19 protein-coding genes are annotated in these 21,070 nt (G+C 66.6%); 15 read left to right on the top strand and 4 right to left on the bottom strand.

The annotated features are described in order from the left end of the window. Nucleotide 1 precedes the first annotated feature (1 nt). On the top strand, nucleotides 2–1,627 hold the full coding sequence (locus GAA2_RS19140) for an acyl-CoA synthetase (RefSeq protein WP_024499324.1): 1,626 nt from the start codon (nucleotides 2–4) through the stop codon (nucleotides 1,625–1,627). Nucleotides 1,628–1,677: 50 nt separating this feature from the next. Then, on the top strand, nucleotides 1,678–2,817 hold the full coding sequence (locus tag GAA2_RS19135; RefSeq protein ID WP_006436994.1) for an NAD(P)H-dependent flavin oxidoreductase: 1,140 nt from the start codon (nucleotides 1,678–1,680) through the stop codon (nucleotides 2,815–2,817). 77 nt (nucleotides 2,818–2,894) lie between these two features. Here the strand turns inward: GAA2_RS19135 and GAA2_RS19130 are convergent, their stop codons facing one another. The 3 genes from GAA2_RS19130 to GAA2_RS19120 are packed head-to-tail and all read right to left on the bottom strand — an operon-like array spanning nucleotide 2,895 to nucleotide 6,781. Then, nucleotides 2,895–4,433, bottom strand: coding sequence for a long-chain-fatty-acid--CoA ligase (locus tag GAA2_RS19130; protein WP_006436993.1), 1,539 nt, complete (start codon nucleotides 4,431–4,433; stop codon nucleotides 2,895–2,897). Beyond that, nucleotides 4,430–5,551 (bottom strand): acyl-CoA dehydrogenase family protein, encoded by a 1,122-nt coding sequence (locus GAA2_RS19125; protein WP_006436992.1) that lies wholly within the window; start codon nucleotides 5,549–5,551, stop codon nucleotides 4,430–4,432. Before GAA2_RS19125 ends, GAA2_RS19130 begins: the two co-directional genes overlap by 4 nt. A 27-nt stretch (nucleotides 5,552–5,578) precedes the next feature. Continuing rightward, on the bottom strand, nucleotides 5,579–6,781 hold the full coding sequence (locus GAA2_RS19120; protein WP_024499323.1) for an acyl-CoA dehydrogenase family protein: 1,203 nt from the start codon (nucleotides 6,779–6,781) through the stop codon (nucleotides 5,579–5,581). 144 nt (nucleotides 6,782–6,925) lie between these two features. Between GAA2_RS19120 and GAA2_RS19115 the strand changes: the two genes are divergently transcribed. The 13 genes from GAA2_RS19115 to GAA2_RS19055 all read left to right on the top strand — a co-directional run bounded on the left by GAA2_RS19115 (nucleotide 6,926) and on the right by GAA2_RS19055 (nucleotide 20,186). After that, nucleotides 6,926–7,120 carry a ferredoxin gene (locus GAA2_RS19115; RefSeq protein ID WP_005201561.1) on the top strand — a complete coding sequence of 65 codons (195 nt, stop codon included), beginning with the start codon at nucleotides 6,926–6,928 and terminating at the stop codon, nucleotides 7,118–7,120. Between the two features lie 82 nt (nucleotides 7,121–7,202). Continuing rightward, nucleotides 7,203–8,093, top strand: a complete 891-nt coding sequence (locus tag GAA2_RS19110; protein WP_006436989.1) for a 3-oxoacyl-ACP reductase — start codon at nucleotides 7,203–7,205, stop codon at nucleotides 8,091–8,093. A 63-nt stretch (nucleotides 8,094–8,156) separates the two neighbouring features. Further along, on the top strand, nucleotides 8,157–8,921 hold the full coding sequence (locus GAA2_RS19105) for an MlaE family ABC transporter permease (RefSeq protein WP_006436988.1): 765 nt from the start codon (nucleotides 8,157–8,159) through the stop codon (nucleotides 8,919–8,921). A gap of 3 nt (nucleotides 8,922–8,924) precedes the next feature. Then, complete coding sequence (locus GAA2_RS19100; RefSeq protein ID WP_006436987.1) at nucleotides 8,925–9,776, top strand: MlaE family ABC transporter permease; 852 nt, start codon at nucleotides 8,925–8,927, stop codon at nucleotides 9,774–9,776. 57 nt (nucleotides 9,777–9,833) lie between these two features. After that, nucleotides 9,834–10,955 (top strand): MCE family protein, encoded by a 1,122-nt coding sequence (locus GAA2_RS19095; RefSeq protein ID WP_035760631.1) that lies wholly within the window; start codon nucleotides 9,834–9,836, stop codon nucleotides 10,953–10,955. Then, nucleotides 10,948–12,006 carry an MCE family protein gene (locus tag GAA2_RS19090; protein ID WP_006436985.1) on the top strand — a complete coding sequence of 353 codons (1,059 nt, stop codon included), beginning with the start codon at nucleotides 10,948–10,950 and terminating at the stop codon, nucleotides 12,004–12,006. The genes GAA2_RS19095 and GAA2_RS19090 overlap by 8 nt, the downstream gene beginning before the upstream one ends. Continuing rightward, a complete protein-coding gene (locus tag GAA2_RS19085; RefSeq protein WP_006436984.1) occupies nucleotides 12,003–13,223 on the top strand; it encodes an MCE family protein in 1,221 nt (406 codons plus the stop codon). The genes GAA2_RS19090 and GAA2_RS19085 overlap by 4 nt, the downstream gene beginning before the upstream one ends. Nucleotides 13,224–13,225: 2 nt before the next feature. After that, on the top strand, nucleotides 13,226–14,485 hold the full coding sequence (locus GAA2_RS19080; RefSeq protein ID WP_006436983.1) for an MCE family protein: 1,260 nt from the start codon (nucleotides 13,226–13,228) through the stop codon (nucleotides 14,483–14,485). Next, nucleotides 14,482–15,777 carry an MCE family protein gene (locus tag GAA2_RS19075; protein ID WP_006436982.1) on the top strand — a complete coding sequence of 432 codons (1,296 nt, stop codon included), beginning with the start codon at nucleotides 14,482–14,484 and terminating at the stop codon, nucleotides 15,775–15,777. Before GAA2_RS19080 ends, GAA2_RS19075 begins: the two co-directional genes overlap by 4 nt. Further along, nucleotides 15,777–17,216, top strand: coding sequence for an MCE family protein (locus tag GAA2_RS19070; protein ID WP_006436981.1), 1,440 nt, complete (start codon nucleotides 15,777–15,779; stop codon nucleotides 17,214–17,216). The genes GAA2_RS19075 and GAA2_RS19070 overlap by 1 nt, the downstream gene beginning before the upstream one ends. Further along, nucleotides 17,213–18,103 carry a hypothetical protein gene (locus GAA2_RS19065; RefSeq protein WP_006436980.1) on the top strand — a complete coding sequence of 297 codons (891 nt, stop codon included), beginning with the start codon at nucleotides 17,213–17,215 and terminating at the stop codon, nucleotides 18,101–18,103. The genes GAA2_RS19070 and GAA2_RS19065 overlap by 4 nt, the downstream gene beginning before the upstream one ends. Next, nucleotides 18,103–18,765: a hypothetical protein gene (locus GAA2_RS19060; RefSeq protein ID WP_006436979.1), complete on the top strand. Its 663-nt coding sequence runs from the start codon at nucleotides 18,103–18,105 to the stop codon at nucleotides 18,763–18,765. Before GAA2_RS19065 ends, GAA2_RS19060 begins: the two co-directional genes overlap by 1 nt. A 503-nt stretch (nucleotides 18,766–19,268) precedes the next feature. Further along, nucleotides 19,269–20,186, top strand: a complete 918-nt coding sequence (locus GAA2_RS19055) for a hypothetical protein (RefSeq protein ID WP_006436978.1) — start codon at nucleotides 19,269–19,271, stop codon at nucleotides 20,184–20,186. Between the two features lie 35 nt (nucleotides 20,187–20,221). Here GAA2_RS19055 and GAA2_RS19050 read toward each other — a convergent pair whose 3' ends face one another. Further along, on the bottom strand, nucleotides 20,222–20,908 hold the full coding sequence (locus tag GAA2_RS19050) for an FABP family protein (RefSeq protein WP_035760795.1): 687 nt from the start codon (nucleotides 20,906–20,908) through the stop codon (nucleotides 20,222–20,224). Between the last annotated feature and the right edge of the window lie 162 nt (nucleotides 20,909–21,070).

Below are 21,070 nucleotides of genomic sequence, written 5' to 3'. Positions count from 1 at the left end.
CATGGCCTATACGATCGCCGATCTCATCGAGCATGCCGTCGACCTGGTTCCGGAGCGCGTCGCCCTGGAATCCGGCGATCACGGCCGGACCTACGCCGAACTCGAGGCGCGCTCCAACGCGCTCGCCCACAAGCTCCGCGAACTGGGCGTGCAGCCCGGCGATCGGGTGGGCCTGTACAGCAGAAACACCCTCGAGTCCGTCGAGTCGATGATCGCCGTCTTCAAGGCGCGAGCGGTCATGGTGAACGTCAACTACCGCTACGTCGAGGCCGAGCTCGAGCACATCTTCACCGACTCCGGGATGAAGGTCCTGATCCACGAGCGACGGTACTCGCAACGGGTGTGCAACACGTTACCGAAATCACCGGCGATCGAGCACCGCATCGTGATCGAGGACGGGACGTCGGAAGACCTGTGCTGCGAGGGGCACGACGACGCGATCCGGTATGAGGAGGCCATCGCCGGGGCGCCGTCGGAACGCAACTTCGAGGACCGCTCCAACGACGACCTGTACATGCTCTACACCGGCGGCACGACCGGAAAACCCAAGGGCGTCGTGTGGCGCCAGGAGGATGTGTGGCGCGTACTCGGCGGCGGAATCGACTGGTACACCAGCGAACCCGTGCCCGACGAGTGGCACCTCGCGAAGACCGGTGCCGACGGTGGACAGCTCGTGCGCTACCCGATCCCGCCGTTCATCCACGGCGGCTCACAGTGGGCGATCTTCCAGTCGCTGTTCGCCGGCGGAAAAGCCGTGGTGTACCCCGAGTTCAGCGGTCCGACGGCCTGGGAGATCGTCGAGCGACACAAGGTCAACGTCGTGTTCATCACCGGTGATGCCATGGGGCGCCCGATGGTCGAGGCCCTCGGGCAGGGCAAGGAGTACGACCTGTCGAGCGTCGTCTCGATCGCCTCGTCGGCCTGCCTGTTCTCGCCGAGCGTGAAAGAGCAGTTCCTGGAACGCTTCCCGAACGCCGTCATCGTCGACGCGATCGGCTCGTCGGAGACCGGTTTCGGTGGTCTGGGCATCGTCGCGAAGGGCACACCGCACACCGGGGGCCCACGCGTGAACGCCGACAGCGAGACCCACGTCCTCCGTGAGGACGGTACGCCGGTGGAACCGGGCAGCGGCGAGATCGGGGTGCTCGCACGGTCGGGCCATGTGCCGCTGCGCTATCACAACGACCCGGAGAAGTCGGCGAAGACGTTCAAGGTCTTCGACGGCGTGCGCTACTCGCTGCCGGGCGACCACGCGGTTCTCGAGGCCGACGGCAGCATCACCATGCTCGGCCGCGGATCGGTGTCGATCAACACCGGCGGCGAGAAGGTCTTCCCCGAGGAGGTCGAGGGTGCGCTCAAGGCCCATCCCGATGTGTTCGACACCGTTGTGGTGGGAGTCGCCGACGACCGCTGGGGTCAGCGCGTCGCCGCGGTGATCGCCGCCCGTGACGGGGCACGTCCCTCGCTGGAGAGTCTCAACGACGTCGTGCGCAAGGAGCTCGCGGGCTACAAATGCCCGCGCAGCGTCTGGTTCGTCGACGAGATCAAGCGTTCGCCCGCAGGTAAACCCGACTATCGCTGGGGGGCGGCGGTCACCGCCGAGCGTCCCGCCGACGAAGCGCTGTAGCGCCGGAAATGTGACAAGGCGCTGTAGAGCGCCGGAAACGAGTGAGAGCAATGCGTACAGAACTGGCCGACAGGTTCGGCATCGAGTACCCGATCTTCGGGTTCACCCCGAGCCAGGATGTCGCGGCGGCGATCAGCCGTGCCGGCGGATTGGGTGTGCTCGGATGTGTGCGGTTCAACGAGGCCGAGGAACTCGACGAGGTCCTCGAGTGGATGCACGAGAACACCGACGGCAAGCCGTTCGGCGTCGACGTGGTGATGCCGGCCAAGATCCCGACCGAGGGGTCCAAGGTCGACCTGGATTCGATGATCCCGCCGGAGCATCGGGCGTTCGTGGAGCGCACGCTCGACGATCTCGGTGTCCCGCCGTTGCCGGGTGGTGATCGCGTGAATGCGGGTGTGCTGGGCTGGCTGCACTCGGTGGCCCGCTCGCATGTCGACGTCGCGATGGAGCATCGTCGTAAGTACGGGCAGATCAAACTCATCGCCAACGCGCTCGGATCGCCGCCGTCGGATGTCATCCAGACCGCGCACGACAACGGGGTGCTGGTCGCCGCCCTCGCGGGCGCGAAAGACCATGCGCTGCACCATGTCGAGGCCGGCGTCGACATCGTCATCGCCCAGGGCTACGAGGGGGGCGGCCACACCGGCGAGGTCACCTCGATGATCCTGTGGCCCGAACTCGTCGACGCGGTCGGCGACTCCGCGCCGGTGCTCGCGGCCGGCGGTGTGGGTAGCGGTCGCCAGATCGCCGCGGCCATCGCGCTCGGTGCGCAGGGCGTGTGGATGGGTACGTACTGGCTGACCGCCGCCGAATACAAACTCGGTGTGCCCGAGGGCTCGGACAAGCCGTCGACGGTACAGCAGGCGCTGCTCAAGGCGACGTCGCGCGACACGGTGCGTCGTCGTATCTACTCGGGCAAGCCCGCGCGTCTGCTGAAGACGGCGTGGACCGACGCCTGGGACGCCGAGAACGCTCCCGAACCGCTGCCGATGCCGCTGCAGAACCTCCTCGTCGCCGAGGCGCACGCGCGCATCTCGGCGGCCGACGATCCCGACGTCGTCGCGATGCCCGCGGGTCAGATCGTCGGACGCTGCAACGCGATCACCCCGGTCGCCGGCCTCATCGCGGATCTCGTGAGTGAGTACGAAGAGGCCGTCGGGCGGATGAACAAGACGCTGGGCGGCTGACCCGCCCCGCACCCACCCCTTTTCGGCAAACCCAGCACGCGCGGGTGGTGGAAACGCCGAAAAGGGGTGGGTCTGCGTCAGGAGCGGTAGGTTCGACCCTCACGTCGCCAGGTGGGCGGGCCGGGATCGGATGCCAGTAGGCGCTTCACCGTCTTGAACGTGGCGGTCTCGGGAAGCGAGTCGACGATCCGCACCCGGTGTGGCCATTGCTTCGGGCCGAGATCGTTCTGCGCCGAGAGGAAGTCGGCGAAGTCCTCGGGGTCCAGGTCACCGTCCGCGACGATCACCGCCTCGATCTCGTCCCCGATCTCCACCGGTATCCCGTGCACCGCGACCTGTCGGATCGCGGGATGCCGCAGCAGGATTCGTTCGATGGGTCCGGTGCCGAGGTTCTCCCCGTCGACGCGCAACCAGTCGCCGAGGCGGCCGGCGAAGTGCAGGTAGCCGTCGTCGTCCACCCAGGCGAGATCGCCGGTGTGGTAGACGCCGCCGCGCATGCGTTCGGCCGTCGCGTCGGGGTCGTTGTGGTAGCCGGCGAACAACCCCGGCCCCGAGGAGTTCACGATCTCACCGATTACGCCGGGCGGTGCGGGTTCACCGGTCTCGACGTCGACGACGGCGGTCGGTGCACGAAGCGGACCCAGCGCATCGTGCGGGGTGTCCGGGGTCCGGGTGATCGCGACACCGCCCTCGGTGGACCCGAATCCGTCGACGACGCGGCAGCCGAAGCGGACGGCGAAGCGTTGCCGATCCACCGCCGACGCCTCGTTGCCGTACATGATGCGCAATGAACTCGACGCGTCGTCGGGATGTGGGTCGGTGGCGAGGATGTAGTTGAGCGGCTTTCCGACGTAGTTGGCGTAGGTCACGCCGTAGCGGTGGAGGTCGGCGACGAAGCCGCGTGCGGAGAAGCTGCGACGCACCGCGATCGACGCACCACCCGCGACGGCCACGCTCCATCCCGCGATCATCGCGTTCGAGTGGAACATCGGCATCGACAGATGGATGACATCGTCGGCACCGATTCCGAACCGTTCCGCGAGCATCGGTCCGCTGACCGCGAAGGTCCGATGCGTGCAGCGCACAGCCTTCGGATCGCCGGTGGTTCCCGACGTGAAGATCAGCATCAGCAGGTCGTCGGGCGTCGCTTCGACCAGCGGTGCCGCGGCACCCGATTCGATCGCCGACGACCACTCCGGACCATCGACGTCGACGACGCGGACGTCACCGAGGTCGACGCCGGCAAGCAGGTCGCGGGTATCGCTGCCACACAGCACGATCTGGCAGTCGGCGCGCGCGACGTCGGCGGCGAGCGCGGCGCCGCGTCGAGTGGTGTTGAGTCCGACGAGGACGAAGCCGTGCCGCGCCGCGGCCGCGAACAGGGCGCTGAACTCCGGTGTGTTGGTGAGTAGTACACCGACATGGGGTGGCCGGTCGGGTGACAACCACTCGAGCAGGACGTCCGCCCGGACCGCAGCGCCCTCCAGATGGCGTGCCCACGAGGTGAACTCCTCCTCGAAGTACACACCGCGGTCGGTGACCTCGCTCAAGGGGGCGAGCAGGTCGCCGACCGTCGACACCACCGACCCCGTCGACACCCGGCCCGGCGCGCTCACGCCGGGGTGGCGGCCAACTCGGCGCCGATCGCGCGTACCGACGCCGTCGCCGATCCGTAGGCGAACTCGTTGTGCTTGGCGCGCAGGAAGTATCGATGAACCGGATGGCTGGTGTCGAGGCCGACGCCACCGTGCACGTGGACCGTGGTGTGCGCTACCCGATGCCCGGCCTCCGCGGCCCAGAACTTGGCAGTCGCGATCGCGTTGTGCACCTCGGTGGCGTTGTCCGAGTTCGCCAGCAGCCAAGCGGCCTGGGTGGCCGTCAGCGCGAGACCCTGAGCGTCGATGTAACCGTCGGCGAGACGCTGGGCGACGGCTTGGAAAGAGCCGATCGCCCGGCCGAACTGCTCACGCTCACGGGCATATTCGGCGGTCAGCTCGAGCGCGCGTTGCACGACACCCGACTGTTCGGCGCAACAGGCCAGCGTCACCCGTGCCCACAGGGCGTCCGCCACGCCGGAACCCTCGAGCACGGCGTCGGGATCCACCGGCACGTCGTCGAACTCGACCTGCGCGGTCGGTATCAGTCCGGTCGACGGCGCGGCCGTGACCCGGACCCCGGTCGAGTCGGTGCGCACGGCGACCACCACGACGCCGTCGGGCCCGACCGCGTCGACCAGCAGCAGATCAGCGGCCTCGGCATAGGGCACGTTGACCTTGACGCCGGACAGTCGCGAACCGTCGGACGAGAGGGAGGTGGTGGGGGAGTCGGTGGGCGAGCCCAGGTCCTCCTCGACGGCCACCGAGACGACGAGACCACCAGAGGCCCCCGAAGCCAACACCTGCTCACGAAGAGCCGTCGACCCGTGCGCGGCGATGACCGGCAGTGCGGCGATCGCATGCGATCCGAACGGCACCCGCGCGAGAGTCCGGCCGAGTTCGGTTGCGATGAGTGCGTTCTCGATGACGCCGAGATCGCCGCCGGCATCGCCCGCGTCCTCCGATGTCAACTCGAGCCCCAGCAGGCCCGCATTGCCGAGTTGCCGCCAGAGTTCGGCGTCGATCGGTGCGCGTGCGGATTCGAGTTCGGCGACGCGTTCGGGCGTGCTGACGGCGGTGGCGATGTCACGGGCAAGGCCACTGACGTCGTCACCGGATTCGGGAAGGGAGAAATCCATGGTGGAGTGCCTCTTTCGAGTGAGTCGTCAGCGACGCTGGTGGGGAAGACCGAGGGCGAGCATGGCGATGATGTCGCGCTGGACCTCGTTGGTGCCGCCGCCGAAGGTGAGGATCAGCGAGGTGCGCTGGAAGCGTTCGAGCCGACCGTTGAGGTGGGCGCCGGGGCTTCCCGCGCGCAGCGTCGCCGCAGGGCCGACGACCTCCATCAGCAACCGGTAGGCCTCGGTGGCGAACTCGGTGCCGTACACCTTGGTCGCCGAGGCGTCGGCGGGGCTCGGCGCCTCGCCCGAACCGGCGATCGAGGCGATCTTCCAGTTGATCAACTTGAGGAACTCGACCTTCGCATGCACCCGGGCGAGATTCTGCTGAACCCACTGGGCGTCGATGAGTCGCTGTCCGTCGCCGGTCTTGGTGTGCTGTGCCCAGGCGATCGTCTCGCGCAGAGCGGTCTGGATCGGTGCCGCGCTGCACAGGGCGACGCGCTCGTTGTTGAGCTGGTTGGTCACCAGCGGCCACCCGCCGCCCCCGTCGCCGACGATCGCCGACGTCGGTACCCGCACGTCCTGGTAGTACGTGGCGCTGGTGTCGACCCCCGACATCGTGTGCACCGGGGTGTAATCGAAACCCTCGGCGTTCGTCGGCACGATGAGCACCGAGATGCCCTTGTGCTTCTTGCCGCCTTCCTGCAGCGTCGACGGATCGGTACGACAGGCGAGCCAGATGTAGTCGGCGTAGGGGACCAGGCTCGTCCACATCTTCTGGCCGTTGATCACGTAGTCGTCGCCGTCGCGGACCGCGGTGGTGCGCAGCGCAGCGAGGTCGGTGCCGGCGCCCGGCTCGGAATAGCCGATGGAGAAGTGCAGCTTGCCTGCCGCGATGCGCGGTAGGAAGAAGGCCTTCTGGTCCTCCGTGCCGTAGTGCATGATCGTCGGCGCCACCGAGTTGATGGTGAGGAAGGGAACCGGGGCACCTGCGATGGCGGCCTCGTCGGTGAAGATGAGCTGATCCATCATCGAGCGGTTCTGGCCGCCGAACTCGGTGGGCCACCCGAGGGCGAGCCAGCCGTCGGCGCCCATCTGCGCAACGACATCGCGGTAGGCGTCCCCCTCGCCGAGTTCGCCGTCGCCGCCGGACAGCGCCGCGCGGCGCTCCTCGGTCATCAGGGACGAGAAGTAGCCACGCAGCTCCCGCCGGAGCTCGGACTGTTGATCGGTATAGGCGATTCGCATCGAAACTCCATGGGTGGGTGGCTAGCGTCCGAACCCCGCTTGTGGTCAAGTTATGGGGGAAGGCTCGTCTAGTTTCTGAAACACGTTCTAACCTGTTCTGGCAGCCCCGTCAACAGGCGACGAGCCGGTGAGGAGGAGGTTCTGATGCGTATCAAGGCAGATTTCGACCTGTGCGAGTCCAACGCCATCTGTGTGGGGATGGCACCGGACTTCTTCGACCTGGATGATGACGATTACCTGGTCATTCTCCAAGAGGAGATCCCCGCGGACCGCGTCGAGGAACTGCGGCAGGTGGCGGCCAACTGCCCGAAGTCCGCACTCTCGGTCGTCGAGGACTGACAGAGCTGGAACTCCCGCTCGGTTCCATCTGATCGGGAATCATGCTAGAACAGGTTCTAGTTTCAGCTCAGGAGGATGTCGGGTGGGTTACTCGTTGGACGGTCGCGTCGCGGTCGTCACCGGTGCAGGTGCAGGTCTCGGTCGGGCGGAGGCCATCGGTCTCGCCGCAGAAGGGGCCGCGGTCGTCGTGAACGACCTTCCGGCAGCGCTCGATTCGAGCGATGTCATCGACACGATCACCGCGACCGGTGGTCGAGCGATCGCCGTGCCCGGCGACATCAGCGACTCGTCCACCGCGACTGCCATCATGACCGCGGCGACCGAGCAGCTCGGTTCGCTCGACATCGTCGTGAACAACGCGGGCGTGGTTCGCGACAAGATGCTGTTCAACATGACCGACGACGAGTGGGACCTGGTCATCCGCGTGCACCTGCGCGGCCACTTCCTGCTCAATCGCAATGCGGCGTCGCACTGGCGTGCGGCGTCGAAGGCTGCTGGTGGTCCGGTCTACGGCCGGATCATCAACACCTCTTCGGAGGCCGGTCTACTCGGTCCCGAGGGGCAGGCCAACTACGGTGCCGCCAAGGCCGGCATCACCGCGCTCACGCTGTCCGCGTCGCGTGCACTCAAGCGTTACGGCGTTCGCGCCAACGCCATCTGCCCGCGCGCGCGGACCGCGATGACCGCGGACGTCTTCGGAGAGGCGCCCAGCGATGGCGTGGATCCGCTCGATCCAGCACATGTGGTCCGTCTCGTGACCTACCTCGCCGGCCCCGAAGCCGACGGCGTCACCGGACAGGTGTTCGTCGTATACGGCCCCAAGGTCACCCTCATGGCGGCACCCACGATCGACGAGGTGTTCACCGCCGACGGCGATGCGTGGGACTCGGAGGACCTGGCCAAGACTCTCACCGGCTACTTCGCCGACCGAGATCCGGGACGTACGTTCTCGGCAAGCGCTCTGGTCAACTGACTTAATCGCCGGGATTCTGCGTGATAGGTTTCGCGATGGTGCGAGGGTGAAGGGGGTCCGCTGGTGCTGAACAAACTGGCAACACCCCTCGGGGGGATCGGGGATTTCGTCGCGCTCGGCGTCGATTCGGCGCGTGAGCTCTTCCGTCGTCCGTTCCAGTGGCGGGAGACAGTCGAACAGTCGTGGGCCATCGCCCGGGTGTCGATGGTGCCGACCTTGCTCGTCGCAATCCCGTTCACGGTGCTCGTGAGCTTCACCTTGAACATCCTGCTGCGCGAGATCGGTGCGCAGGATCTGTCCGGTGCGGGCGCGGCCCTGGGCACCATCACCCAGATCGGCCCGATCGTCACCGTGCTGATCGTCGCAGGTGCGGGTGCCACGGCCATCTGCGCCGACCTCGGCGCCCGCACCATCCGCGAAGAGATCGACGCGATGAAGGTGCTCGGCATCAACCCGATCCACCGTCTCGTCGTCCCGCGCATCGTGGCGTCGACGGGCGTCGCCCTCCTGCTGAACAGCCTGGTCTGCACCATTGGCATCGGTGGCGGTTTCGTCTTCTCCGTATACCTCCAGGACGTGAACCCGGGCGCCTTCGTGGCCAATCTGACCCTGCTCACCGGCTTTGGCGAGCTGATGATCTCCATGGTCAAGGCCGCCTTGTTCGGCCTCTTCGCCGGCATGGTCGGCTGTTACCAGGGACTCAACGTCAAGGGAGGCGCGAAGGGTGTCGGCGATGCCGTCAACGAGACCGTCGTGTACTCGTTCATGGCACTGTTCGTCGTCAACGTCGTCGTCACCGCCGTCGGACTCAAAGCAACGGCGGGCTGAGCGATGGTACTTCCGTTCACCACCCGCTTCCGGACCGCGCGCGTCGCGGTGAAACGAGCCGGCGAGGACTGGGACCAGATCGGCGATCAGGCACTGTTCTACTGGGACAGCATCGTGTCGATCCCCCGTGCGCTCAAGCAGTACAAAAAGGAGACCCTCCGGCTCATCGCCGAGATCTCCATGGGCACAGGGGCACTCGCCATGATCGGCGGCACCGTCGTGGTCGTCGGCTTCCTGACGCTGTTCACCGGTGGCACCATCGCCGTCCAGGGCTACAGCTCGCTGGCCAACATCGGCGTCGAGGCCCTCACGGGCTTCTTCTCCGCGTTCATCAACGTGCGTATCGCGGTGCCGGTGATCTCCGGGATCGCGCTGGCCGCGACCATCGGCGCCGGCGCGACCGCGCAGCTCGGCGCCATGCGGGTGTCGGAGGAGATCGACGCCCTCGAGACGATGGCCATCTCCTCGATCCCGTATCTGGTCAGCACCCGCATCGTCGCCGGTCTGATCGCGATCATCCCGCTGTACGCGTTGGCGTCCCTGGCATCGTTTCTCGCGAGCCGCTCGGCGACGGTGTTCCTCTACGGACAGTCGCCGGGTGTGTACGACCACTACTTCGACACCTTCCTGATCCCGTCGGACATCCTGTGGTCGTTCGTGCAGGCCATCTGTATGGCCGTGGCGGTCATGCTCATCCACACCTATTACGGGTACAACGCCTCCGGCGGTCCGGTCGGCGTGGGCGTCGCGGTCGGCAACGCCGTTCGTGCCTCGCTGGTCGTGGTCGTCGTCATCACCCTGCTCACCTCCCTCGCCATCTACGGCGCGGACGGCAAGTTCAACCTGGCGGGCTGAGCGATGAGCAAGAGACAAGAACGGACACGGACCACCCGTCGCCTGGCGGCAGTCGTCATGGTCTCGGCGCTGCTGGCCCTGATCATCGGCGCCAGCGCGTCGTTCCTCGGCGCGTTCAAGGGAACCCAACAGGTCACGCTCGTCGCACCGCGCGCCGGCCTGGTGATGAATCCCGACGCCAAGGTCAAACTGCGCGGGGTCGAGGTGGGGCGGGTCGGCGAGATCACCGAACGCGGCGGCGACGCGATCCTCACCCTGGACATCGCCGACAGCGAGATGTCGAAGATCCCGGGTAACGTGGTCGCCGACATCAAGTCCAACACCATCTTCGGCGCCAAGGCCGTCAACTTCGTCGTCCCCGGCGAGGCCGAGGGAGAACTCACCGCGGGCGCGGTCATCCCCGCCGACCGCGTGGTCGTCGAACTCAACACCGTCTTCCAGCAACTCGTCTCGGTGCTCGCCGACCTGCAGCCCGAGAAACTCAACGCCACCCTCGGTGCGGTCGACACCGCGTTGTCGGGTCAGGGTGAGGACATCGGTGTGGCCCTGGAGCAGCTGACCACGCTGCTGGGCAAGACCAATCCGCACCTGCCGGCGCTGAACCGGTTGTTCCGAGAGGGGGCGACCGTCACCAACGTCTACGCGGACTCGATGCCGGACCTGATTCGCACCGTCGACAACTTCACCGTCGTCGGAAACACATTGGTGGACAACACCTCCAACCTCGACGCGCTGCTGATCAACGCCACCGGGATGGCCAACACCATCGACGGTGTCATCGCGCCGACCAAGAAGACGCTCATCGGCGCGCTGTCGGATCTCAATCCCATTGCTGCGCTGCTCGGTTACAACTCGCCGGGCATCAAGTGCTTCCTCACCGCGGGGGCCATCGCCTCGGAGGTCGCCAAACCGTTCATGGGTGGCCGCAACGGCATGCTGATGCTCGACGCCGGACTGTTCCCCGGCAAGGACCCCTACGCCTACCCGTATGACCTGCCCAAGGTCGGGGTCGAGGCACCGCCCACCTGCGCCGGTGGTCTCTCCGACCCGGGCAGTACCGAACACGCCCCGTTCTTCGTGGGCGACAACGCTCCTCAGCCCTACGAGCCCAGGACCAAGCCGAAGGTGAACTCGAAGAAGCTGTTCCAGATCCTGTTCGAAGAGCCGCCCCGTGGATAACCGCGCACGCGCGTTCCGCGCGACCCTCATCAAACTCGGCGCGTTCACCGTCGTGATGATCCTGGTGTTCGTCGCGCTGGTCGTGGTTTTCAGCCGGTACCGCTCCGGGGCGTCGAACGAGTTCTCCGCGGTCTTCACCAGCGCATCGGCGATGAAGTCGGGCAGCAAGGTCAAGATCGCCGGCGTCGAGGTCGGTTCCGTGGGCGGTGTGGAACTGAACCGGGCAAACGAGGCCGTGGTCACCTTCTCCGTCGACGAGCAGTACCCGCTCCCGAAATCCGTTCGGGCACTGATCCGGTACGAGAACCTCACCGGCGACCGGTATCTCGAACTCCAGCAGGGGACCGGTGACACCTCGAGCTTCCTCGGCGACGGTGCGCAGATCCCGATCACCCAGACCGAACCGGCACTCGACCTCGACAAACTCGTCGGTGGTTTCAAACCGCTGTTCCGGACCCTCAACGCCGACGACGTCAATGCGCTCACCAGCTCGCTGATCGCGGTCTTCCAGGGCCAGGGCGGGGCGCTGAACACCCTGCTGGCCAACACCGCGTCGTTCACCGATGCACTCGCCGACCGCGACCAGTTGATCGACAGCGTCATCAACAACCTGAACACGACACTCGCGACCCTCGACGGCGACCGCGCGGGACTCGACACCAGCGTGGACCTGCTGCAGCAGTTGGTGACCGGCCTCGCCGAGCAGAAGGGCACGATCGGCAATGCCCTCACCCAGACGTCGCGGGTCACGAACGGTCTCGCCGATCTGCTCTCGACAACCCGTCCCACGCTGCAGTCGATGGTCGCCAACACCGGTCGGGTGTCGGAGGAGCTGCTGGCCGCCGAGCCATTCGTCCGCAATCTGCTGACGCGCCTGCCGGAGGATTACAAGACCTTGTCGAACCTGGGTTCCTACGGTGCCTGGCTGCAGATCTACTTCTGCCGCATCCGACTACTGCTCCCCGCGCCGGGCGGACAGACGATCATCTACACCTCGAACAACGTCATGGGCGACACCACCCGCGCGGGCGGAAGGTGTGACGGCTCATGAGTCTTCCCTTCGGCGGCATGTTCTCCAGCCGCAGAACCGAATCCGACGAGGCCGACATCGCGCGCGAGCAGAAGCGCGGCGGACGCACCCGGGCGCAGGTGGGTGTCATCGGCATCGTGGTGATCGCGCTCGTCGTCATCACCGCCATGCAGATGGACAAGCTGCCGTACCTGGCACCCATCAGCACCTACAGCGCCTACTTCGACGACGCCGGCGGACTCGCCAAGGGCGACATCGTGGTGGTGTCGGGCGTGCAGGTGGGCACGGTGGAGGGCATCGAACTCGCCGGCACCGACCAGGGCACCAAGGTCAAGGTCTCGTTCCGGATGAACGACGAGGTCGAGATGGGCGACGAGACGCAGGCCGCCATCCGCACCGAGTCCGTGCTGGGCCGGCGCAACCTCACGGTCATCCCGCACGGCGGCGAACGGATCAAGCCGGGGGGATCGATCACCCTCGGCAACACCATCGCGCCGTATTCGTTGCAGGACGCACTCGAAGGCGCTACCGACACGATCTCGGGGACGAAGACCGACCAGTTGAACACCGCGCTGAACACGCTGTCGGTGACTTTCTCCGAGACACCCGACCAGGTGCAGGGCGCGGTCGACGGCGTCGCCCGGCTGTCGAAGGCCGTGGCCGACCGCGACCAGGAACTCCGTGCCCTGCTGGCCAAGGCCAATCAGGTCAGCAAGATCGTCGGAGACCGCAACGACCAGATCAACCGGCTGCTCATCGACGCCAACGCCCTGGTCGGCGAGATCGAGATGCGGAGATACGCGCTCAACCAGCTGATCAAGGGCATCGGCGACGTGACCGCTCAGTTGCGTGGCTTCATCGCCGAGAACAACGCACAGCTGACGCCGGTGCTCGAGAAGTTCGACCGGGTGGCGACGATCCTGACCGACAACGAGAAGAACCTGAAGGAGACGATCGATCGGCTCGGGCCTTTCGCCAACACCCTGGGCGAGGCGGTGGCGTCCGGTCCGAACTTCGACTCCCTGGTGGGCCTCAACAGCTTCGGCGACTACACCGCGACCTTCCTGAACGCGCTGCGCGGACGCTACCCGCAGGTCTGGCAGTCGCTGATGTATACCGGCTTCCCGTTGATCCCGGACTACTACAAGCTCGGTCCCCCCGACGGCACGGACTCGCCACGCGGCCCGCTGCCATCCCCGACCTATCCCACGCCGGCGCCGACCACGAGAGGGCGGTGAACATGACCATCGGACGCAAGGTGCTGCTCGGTGTGCTCGCCGTGGTACTCGTGATCGCCCTGGTCGTCGTCGGCTGGACGGTCTTCCTCCGGTCCACGACGAACACCTTCACCGCCTACTTCGGATCGGTCGCGAGCCTCTACGAGGGTGATCCCGTGCGGGTCCTGGGTGTGAACGTCGGCCGGGTCTCGAAGATCACGCCCCGCGAGAACGACGTGAAAGTCGAACTGCGCGTGGACAAGAGCGTCGACATCCCGGAGGACGCGAAGGCGGTCATCGTTGCGCAGAGCCTGGTGTCGGGGCGTTTCGTCCAGCTGACCCCGGTCTACTCGGGCGGCCCGGTGATGTCCGACGGCTACGACATCCCGATGGATCGCACGGCGGTCCCGATGGAATGGGATGACATCAAGGCCCAGCTCACGAAGCTGACCGAGGCGATCGGTCCGGAGGGTCCCGACCAGGGCTCGGCGGCCAGGGCGGTCAACGTCTTCGACGAGAATCTCGAGGGCAACGGCGCCGCGATCAACAAGTCGATCCGCGAGGTCTCCGACGTCATCGGCACCCTCGCCGCCGGCCGGGGAGATCTGTTCTCGACGATCCAGAGTCTGCAGAAGCTGACCGACGCGCTGTCGGGCAGCCACGAGCAGCTCGTGCAGTTCAACGGCCGGCTCGCCTCGGTGAGTTCGGTTCTCGCCGACAACACCACCGAGCTCGACGAGGCGCTCAAGGGCCTGGACTCGGCGATGACCGACGTGCAGGGCTTCATCGACACCAACAAGGACGCACTGGCCTCGTCGGTGGAACGGCTGCAGGCGACCACCAAGATCGTCGCCGACAAGAACGAGCAGGTCGAGGGCGTGCTGCACTCCGCGCCCAACCAGCTCGCGAACTTCTACAACATCTACAACCCGCTCTCCGGCTCGCTGTCGGGCGTCTTCGGCCTGGGCAACGGCACCAACCTGATCACGCTGCTGTGTGGTTCGATGGATGCCACCAACCGTCCGGGAACGTCGATGCAGGACATCGACAAATGCGTCGAGATCCTCGCGCCGGTGCTGTCGTCGATCTCGATGAACTACCCGCCCTTCCTCACCAACCCGGTGCAAGGAACCAATGCGCTGCCGAGTCAGCTGCAGTACCAGAATGCGAACGTGAAGGCGCGGGCGCAGGCCGGCGTGCGGCGCATCGACAACGAGACGCGGCGGGACAACGCCGGTTCGCCGCTCGGAAACCTCCTGGTGCCGTTCGGGGGTGACCGATGACCTCGGCACGCCTACGCGGCGGACTGGCCGCAGGCGCGGTGGCGCTCACCGCGCTCCTCGCCGGATGTTCTTTCGACGGACCGAATTCGCTGCCCGTGCCGGGTGCGGAGGGGACCGGCGGCGGCTCCTACCAGATCACCGCCCTCATCCCGTCCGCCGCCGGACTGGTGAACAACGCCCCGGTCCTCATCGACGATGCGAACGTCGGCAGCGTCGGCGACATCGCGGTGAAGGACTGGAACGCACAGGTGACGATCCGTCTGAACGACGGCGTCATCGTCCCGCGCGGTTCGCATGTGATGGTCGGGATGACCAGTGTGTTGGGCTCGACGCACCTGGAGATAGTCCAGCCCGCCGAACCGGAGGGCGGACGCCTCGAAGCGGGCGACGAGATCCCGCTGACCAAGTGTCCCGAACAGTCCAACATCGTCACCGATCCCAAGGTGCCGACGGTGCCCGACATCAATGCCGCGCAACAGGTCGCGGCGTGCACCTACCCGAGCACCGAGCAGGTGCTGAGCTCGCTGTCGGTGGTCCTCAACGGCGGCGGGCTGTCGCAGGTGGGCGACATCGTGCACGAGATGAGCCAGGTGTTCGGCGGACGTGAGACGCAGATCAAGAAACTCATCCCGCGGCTGACCACCCTGGTTGCGGATCTGAATGCCCAGAAGGACAACATCATCCGCGCCACCGAGGGGCTTGATCGCCTGTCCCGCACGATGAACGAGCAGAAGGACACGATCGAACGAGCGCTGGACGCGAGCCCGCAGATCCTGCAGCTGCTCGTCGACCAGCGTCAGCAGTTCCTCGACACCCTCGCCTCGGTGTCGAAACTGTCGAAGACCGCCAACGACATCCTCGGCGCCAACTCCGAGGACATCGTCACGATCGTCAAGGGAATCGAACCCGCCCTCGATCAGCTGCAGGCCTCGGGACCGGCGATGACGCAGTCGCTGAACATCCTGCTGACCTTCCCGTTCTACGAGCCGACCATCCGCCAAATCGTCAAGGGCGACTTCGTGAACTCGGATCTGACCCTCGACCTCACGGTGGACCGGCTGAGCGAGACGATGTTCGCCGGCCTGGGCGTCACCGGCCCAGAAGGCGTGTTCGGCCGCCCGGCCGGTGCGGCCGCTCGCGGACTCAACCCCTTCACCGCGCCGTTGATCCCGGGTGGTGAGAAGCTTCCCGACACCGCGGAACCGGTTCCGGCCAATCTCATTCCACCGGTGCAGGTGCCGTCGCCCACGGCGCCGCCGACGGTGCCCTCGTATGCGGGAGGTGGGCGCTGATGAAGATCACTCGATTCGTCCGGATCCAGCTGATCATCTTCTCGATCGTCACCGTGATCGCGATGGTCGCGATGGCGCTGTTCTACATCCGGATCCCGTCGATGTTCGGCGTGGGCAGCTATCGGGTGCAGCTGAACATGGAGACCAGCGGCGGCCTGTACCAGAACGCCAACGTCAGCTATCGCGGCGTCTATGTCGGCAAGGTCGACTCGGTCAAGCTCACCGACGACGGCGTCGCGGCGACGCTCGTCATCGACAACGGCACCGACATCCCGGCGTCGGCGGTGGCATCGGTGCGCAGCGTCTCGGCGATCGGTGAGCAGTTCGTCGAGTTCACCCCGAACAAGAACCCGCCGGCCGACGCTCCGACCGGGTACCTCCACGACGGCACCGAGGTCACCGTCTCCGAGGTCCCCGTGGAGATCTCGACCATGCTCGACCAGGCCGACGCGATGCTGCAGGAGATCGGCGACACCAAACTCCGGTCGCTGGTCGACGAATCCTTCGTCGCCTTCAACGGCACCGGTGAAGCGCTGCAGCGGCTCCTCGACTCGATGACCCTGTTCATCGGCGAGGCCAACAACAACACCGACACCACCATCGCACTCGTCGAGCAGGGGGCTCCGCTGCTGGCGACGCAGTCCCGCACGGCCGACGACATCCGGGCGTGGACCCGTGACGTCACCGCGTTCACCGACCAGCTGCGGGCCGATCGTCCCGAGATCGGCGACATCCTCCGCAAGGGGCCGTCGACGACGTCGAAGGCACAGAAACTGTTCGAATCGCTCGGCGGTTCGTACCCGTTGCTGGTGTCGAATCTGGGCACGATCGCCCAGACCCAGGCGATCTACCTGCCGAACTGGAAGCAGATCCTGGTGCTCTATCCGCGTCTGATGAACTCACTGATCACCGCCCTGAACACCGGCACCAACAACTACGGGCCGAATGTGAACTTCTCGCTGGGCTTCCAGGACCGGCCGGTGTGCAACATCGGCTTCCTGCCCAAGGAGGAGTGGCGGTGGCCGTCGGCGCAGACCGCGCGCGAGCTGCCGCCGGGAATGCTCTGCCGGGTGCCGCAGAACTCCAACGTCGCCGTGCGCGGCGCCCGCAACTACCCGTGTGCGGAGTTCCCGGGCCGCCGCGCGACGACGCCGGCCGAGTGCCGCACGGGCTACAAACCGCTGCCGGGATCGGTCGATCCGTTCCAGAGCGGTCTTCCGTTCGGCTTGAAATGGCAGCCGGCGTCCTCCGGTACCGTGACACCGGGCACACCGAAGGACTTCACCCCGGAGCCCGCGGTGTACGCCACGACATACGATCCGGAGTCGGGCAACTTCATCGGACCCGACGGCAAGACGTACAACGCCGGCACGGGGAGTGAAGGGCAGGGACAGAGCAGTACATGGCAGACGATGATCAGCAGGACGGTCAGTCCGTGACGCCTGACGGCACCACGTCGACCCCGGTCACCACGAGCCCGGCCGGCACGGCACCGAGTCGCACCGCCCAGACCGACCGTCGGAAGCCGACGAGGCCGGTCCGGTCGGCGCCGATCCGACGTGGCCGCCCGGCCGGAAAGAAGCCCGCGGAGCAGACCCCGGTTACCGAGACCCCCGTTGCCGAGACCGCCGCCGCCGAGACCCCGGTCGAGTCGGCCGAGGAGACGACGACCCCCGCAGTGCCACTCGCCGAGCCGGACGCCGGGTCGGAGATCGCTCCCGATCCCTCCGAGGTCGAGAAGACGGTCAGCTACCGCGAGCGACGTCGGGCACGTCTGGCGTCGAAGTCCCCGGAGAAGGCCGGCAAGGGCAAGGTTCGCTACCGCGGGTCGGGCCGGCGATCGCCGCGGGCCGTGGTCGGCGTCGTCGTCGCGATCGTGGTCATCGTCGTCTGCGCGGTGGCCTCGGTGGTGTTCGCGCTGGGCATCGCCCGGCAGAACGAGCAGAACGATCTGCGGGCGGAGTACTCGGCGTTCGCCTCGCAGGTGCTGATCAACCTGACGAGCATGAATCCCGACACCGTCGACCAGACGCTGAGGTCGGTGCAGGACGACACCAGCGGCAAGGTCAAGCAGGAAGTGCAGAACAACATCCAGCAGGTCGCCTCGCTCGTGCGGGACGGCAAGCTCGAGACCAAGTCGATCATCCTCAGTTCGGCGGTCACCAAGGCCGAACCCGACGAGGGTTCGGTGATCATGGTGTTCGGCTGGCATCAGCAGTCGCTCGACGGCCAGACCCCCGCCCAGGACAAGGTGTTCCGCTGGCGTGTGGACATGACCCGGATCAACGGCGACCTGAAGATGACGGATTTCGAGTGGGTGGCGTGATGGCAGGCAAGACATCCGGGCTCAGCAAGGCGCGCCTGGGATTGATCGTGCTGGCCGTCCTCGTGGTGGCGACCGTCGCGGCCACCGCGTTCCTCGGCTACCGGTACACCCAGGGCCGTGCGGAGGAGGAAGCGCGCGAATCCTCGCTCGCCACCGCCCGCGACTACGCGAACACCATGTTCGGGTACAACGCCGGGAACGTCAGCGATCACATCGACCAGTCGATGAGCGTGCTCACCGGCCCGGCCAAACCCGAGTACACCAAGCTGATCACCGAGAACAACCTGGCCGCGGAGGTTCGCAAGCAGCAGGTCGTCTCGGAGGTCACCATCCAGGACGCCGGCGTGGTCACCAACACCGCCGACACCTCGCAGGTGCTGATCTTCATGAACCAGTCGGTCACCCGTGGCCAGAAGGAACTCGTCAGCATCAACCCGTCGCGGCTGACCTTCGACATGGAACGCCAGGGCGGGCGCTGGATGATCAACCACATCGAGGTCATCACCGACGACACCTTCCGCTCCAAGCTCGAGGTCGTCGAGTCCCTGCCGCCGGATGCCAAGCCGGTGCCCGGACAGTCGCCGGCGCCCTCCCCGGCCCCGGCAGCGCCGCCGGCCGCGCCGGTCCCGGGATCGGGCGCACCCGCAGTACCCGTGCCCTGATCCACCCCGTCTGACCCAGCTGATCGAGCCGCGTGCCCCGATCGAACCGGTGTCGAGCGAAGGGCGGAGCCGTGTCGAAAATCCCGTTGCGGGACGCCGAGAGCGGGCGTACTTTCGCGGTTACACAGGGAAGGAGGTGGTCTGATAGTGATTTCTCATCGGACATGTGAGGTGACCATCCGTTAGCAGCTGACCGTGTGGCATTCGTGTCGCCGGAGGTGGGTCACCACCTCATCAGCGCCGACGAATACCAGGTGGTCACCCGGCCCCCGCATCCCGACCCGGTCCGGTCGGCACGAGGCTCGTTCGAGCGATGCGGGGGCCGTTCCGTGTCTCGGGCCCTCATGTCCGCCCACCACTCGTTCCCGGCACGACGGCCATCGGTGATCCGCGTAGCGCACTACTCGTGAGACCGGGCTCCAGCGGGAGTGAACTGGAGCAGTCCACCGTTGTGCGTGCCACGAATACCTGCCAGAGGAAACACCGGCCAGAGGGAGAGAACGATGGTCACCACGAACGCTGTCCGTGAAGACCCGATCGAACCCGGTCTCGACGGCCCTGAAACCAATGAAGCGGCCGCCCGCGACAGCCATTGGCAAGACGGCTACTGGGGCCCGGGTGACACGGATTTCGGAACCGCGACACCACCGCGTTTCGCCTTCGCCGATCCCCACGCCGCCGGGCTCTTCCACGCGGACGACGAGCATGTGACGATCCACAACCGGGGTGACGGCTCCGCGGCCGCGCTCATCTTCTTCGATGGCCGCGTCGAACTCCGCCGCCTCGGACCCGGTGAGACGATCACCCTGTCCGACGAGGACTCGTTCACCTATGTACAGGCACCCCGTCGAGCCGACGGTCGTCCGGTGATCTACGGAGGGGTGTGGGTCCACCGGGGTCGCGCGATGCCGGTGACCATCCCGATCCCGTCGGAGCGGGAATTCTTCGACCAGCGTTACCTCACACCATGGAGTGCCGACTGGGTCAGCGGACTCGCCGGCTGCCGGCTGCGGGACCCTGTAGAGGACCGGATAACGTACCAATTTCGTTCCGGCGGAACGACATTCACGGTCCGCAATGCGGGTGACACCTGGGTCGCGGTCGTTCATCGTTCCGGAGCGGAGTACACCGTCGTCGAATGCGGGCCGCATGAGCGGGTCGACTTCAAGATCGCCCCGTACTCCACCCACAGCGACGTGTTCTCCGTGGTGGGGCCGCGGCGCGGCGGTTCACCCGGACACGGACCCTACATCTCGGCGTCGGGGACGGTTCACCCCGGCTGGGCGGGCCGACCCGGCGCCGCGACGGCGTACGGGTCGGTCGTGATCATGCTCGGGTCGCTGGTCTACAGCGCCCTTCCGAAGCGGAATCTGTACCTGGCGTTCTCGGATCTACGACGTTGCGGCCGGACTCATCGGTGAGGGGCTCCCGGGAATCCGCTGATCCCGCGAGATGCTCAACCGACGTGGCGTCGGAGCTTGGCCGACAGACGGGGGATGAGGTCGCCGTCGGTGTCGACGCGCTCCTCGACGTAGGCCAGGTCACCGTCGGGGACCAGACCGTAGAGGCGCTTCGCCCCGCCGGCGCGGCGGCCGGACTGGGACTTGATGACGACGTCGGTCGCCAACTCCCACGAGGTCTGGTTGAGGGGAGTGCCGTAGAAGAGCTCGACCGAACCCTCGGCGTGGGCAAGGAGCAACTCGATGGTGTCGTCCTCGCCGATACGCCAGAAACCGGATTCGCGGAGGTCTGGTCGGACGAAGACGGCGTCGTCGTCGATGACCCACGAGCGCGACTCCCAGGTGAGGAAGTTCTGGCCGTCATGCGAGACGACGATCTGCTGCGCGAAGTGGTAGTCGGTGTCGGTGTCCGCGTCGTGGCCTTCGCCCTCGCCGCGCCAGACGCCGACCAGCGGCAGAAGTGCCAGCAGGCCGGGATGGAGATCGGCGCCCAGGCGAAGGTTCGCGGTGTCGGCGGGCAGCGGGAGGTCGTCCCAGGTGGGGACGTTGCGCTCGCGGCTGCCGGACTCGACGGCCCGTGCCTCGGCCTGGCTTATCGCCTCGTCACCGGAACGATGGGCGACACCTTCGCCCGCGGGCACAGCGACACCGTCGCCCGATGGCGGCGTGACACCGTCGCCCATGGGCACGGAGCCGGCAGGCTCGTCGGCGGCTCCACCGGTTCCCGGGTGGGACGTCACGACTCGTCGGTGACCAGGCGGTAGAGGGTGTAGACACCGAACCAGGTGATCAGCACGGCGGCCAGGATCAGCAGGATTTCGAAGAAGAGGACCACGAGGCAAATT

It is taken from the genome of Gordonia ajococcus (assembly GCF_012974285.1).
Taxonomy (GTDB): Bacteria; Actinomycetota; Actinomycetes; order Mycobacteriales; family Mycobacteriaceae; genus Gordonia; species Gordonia amicalis.
This window is presented reverse-complemented; position numbering and strand designations above follow the sequence as displayed.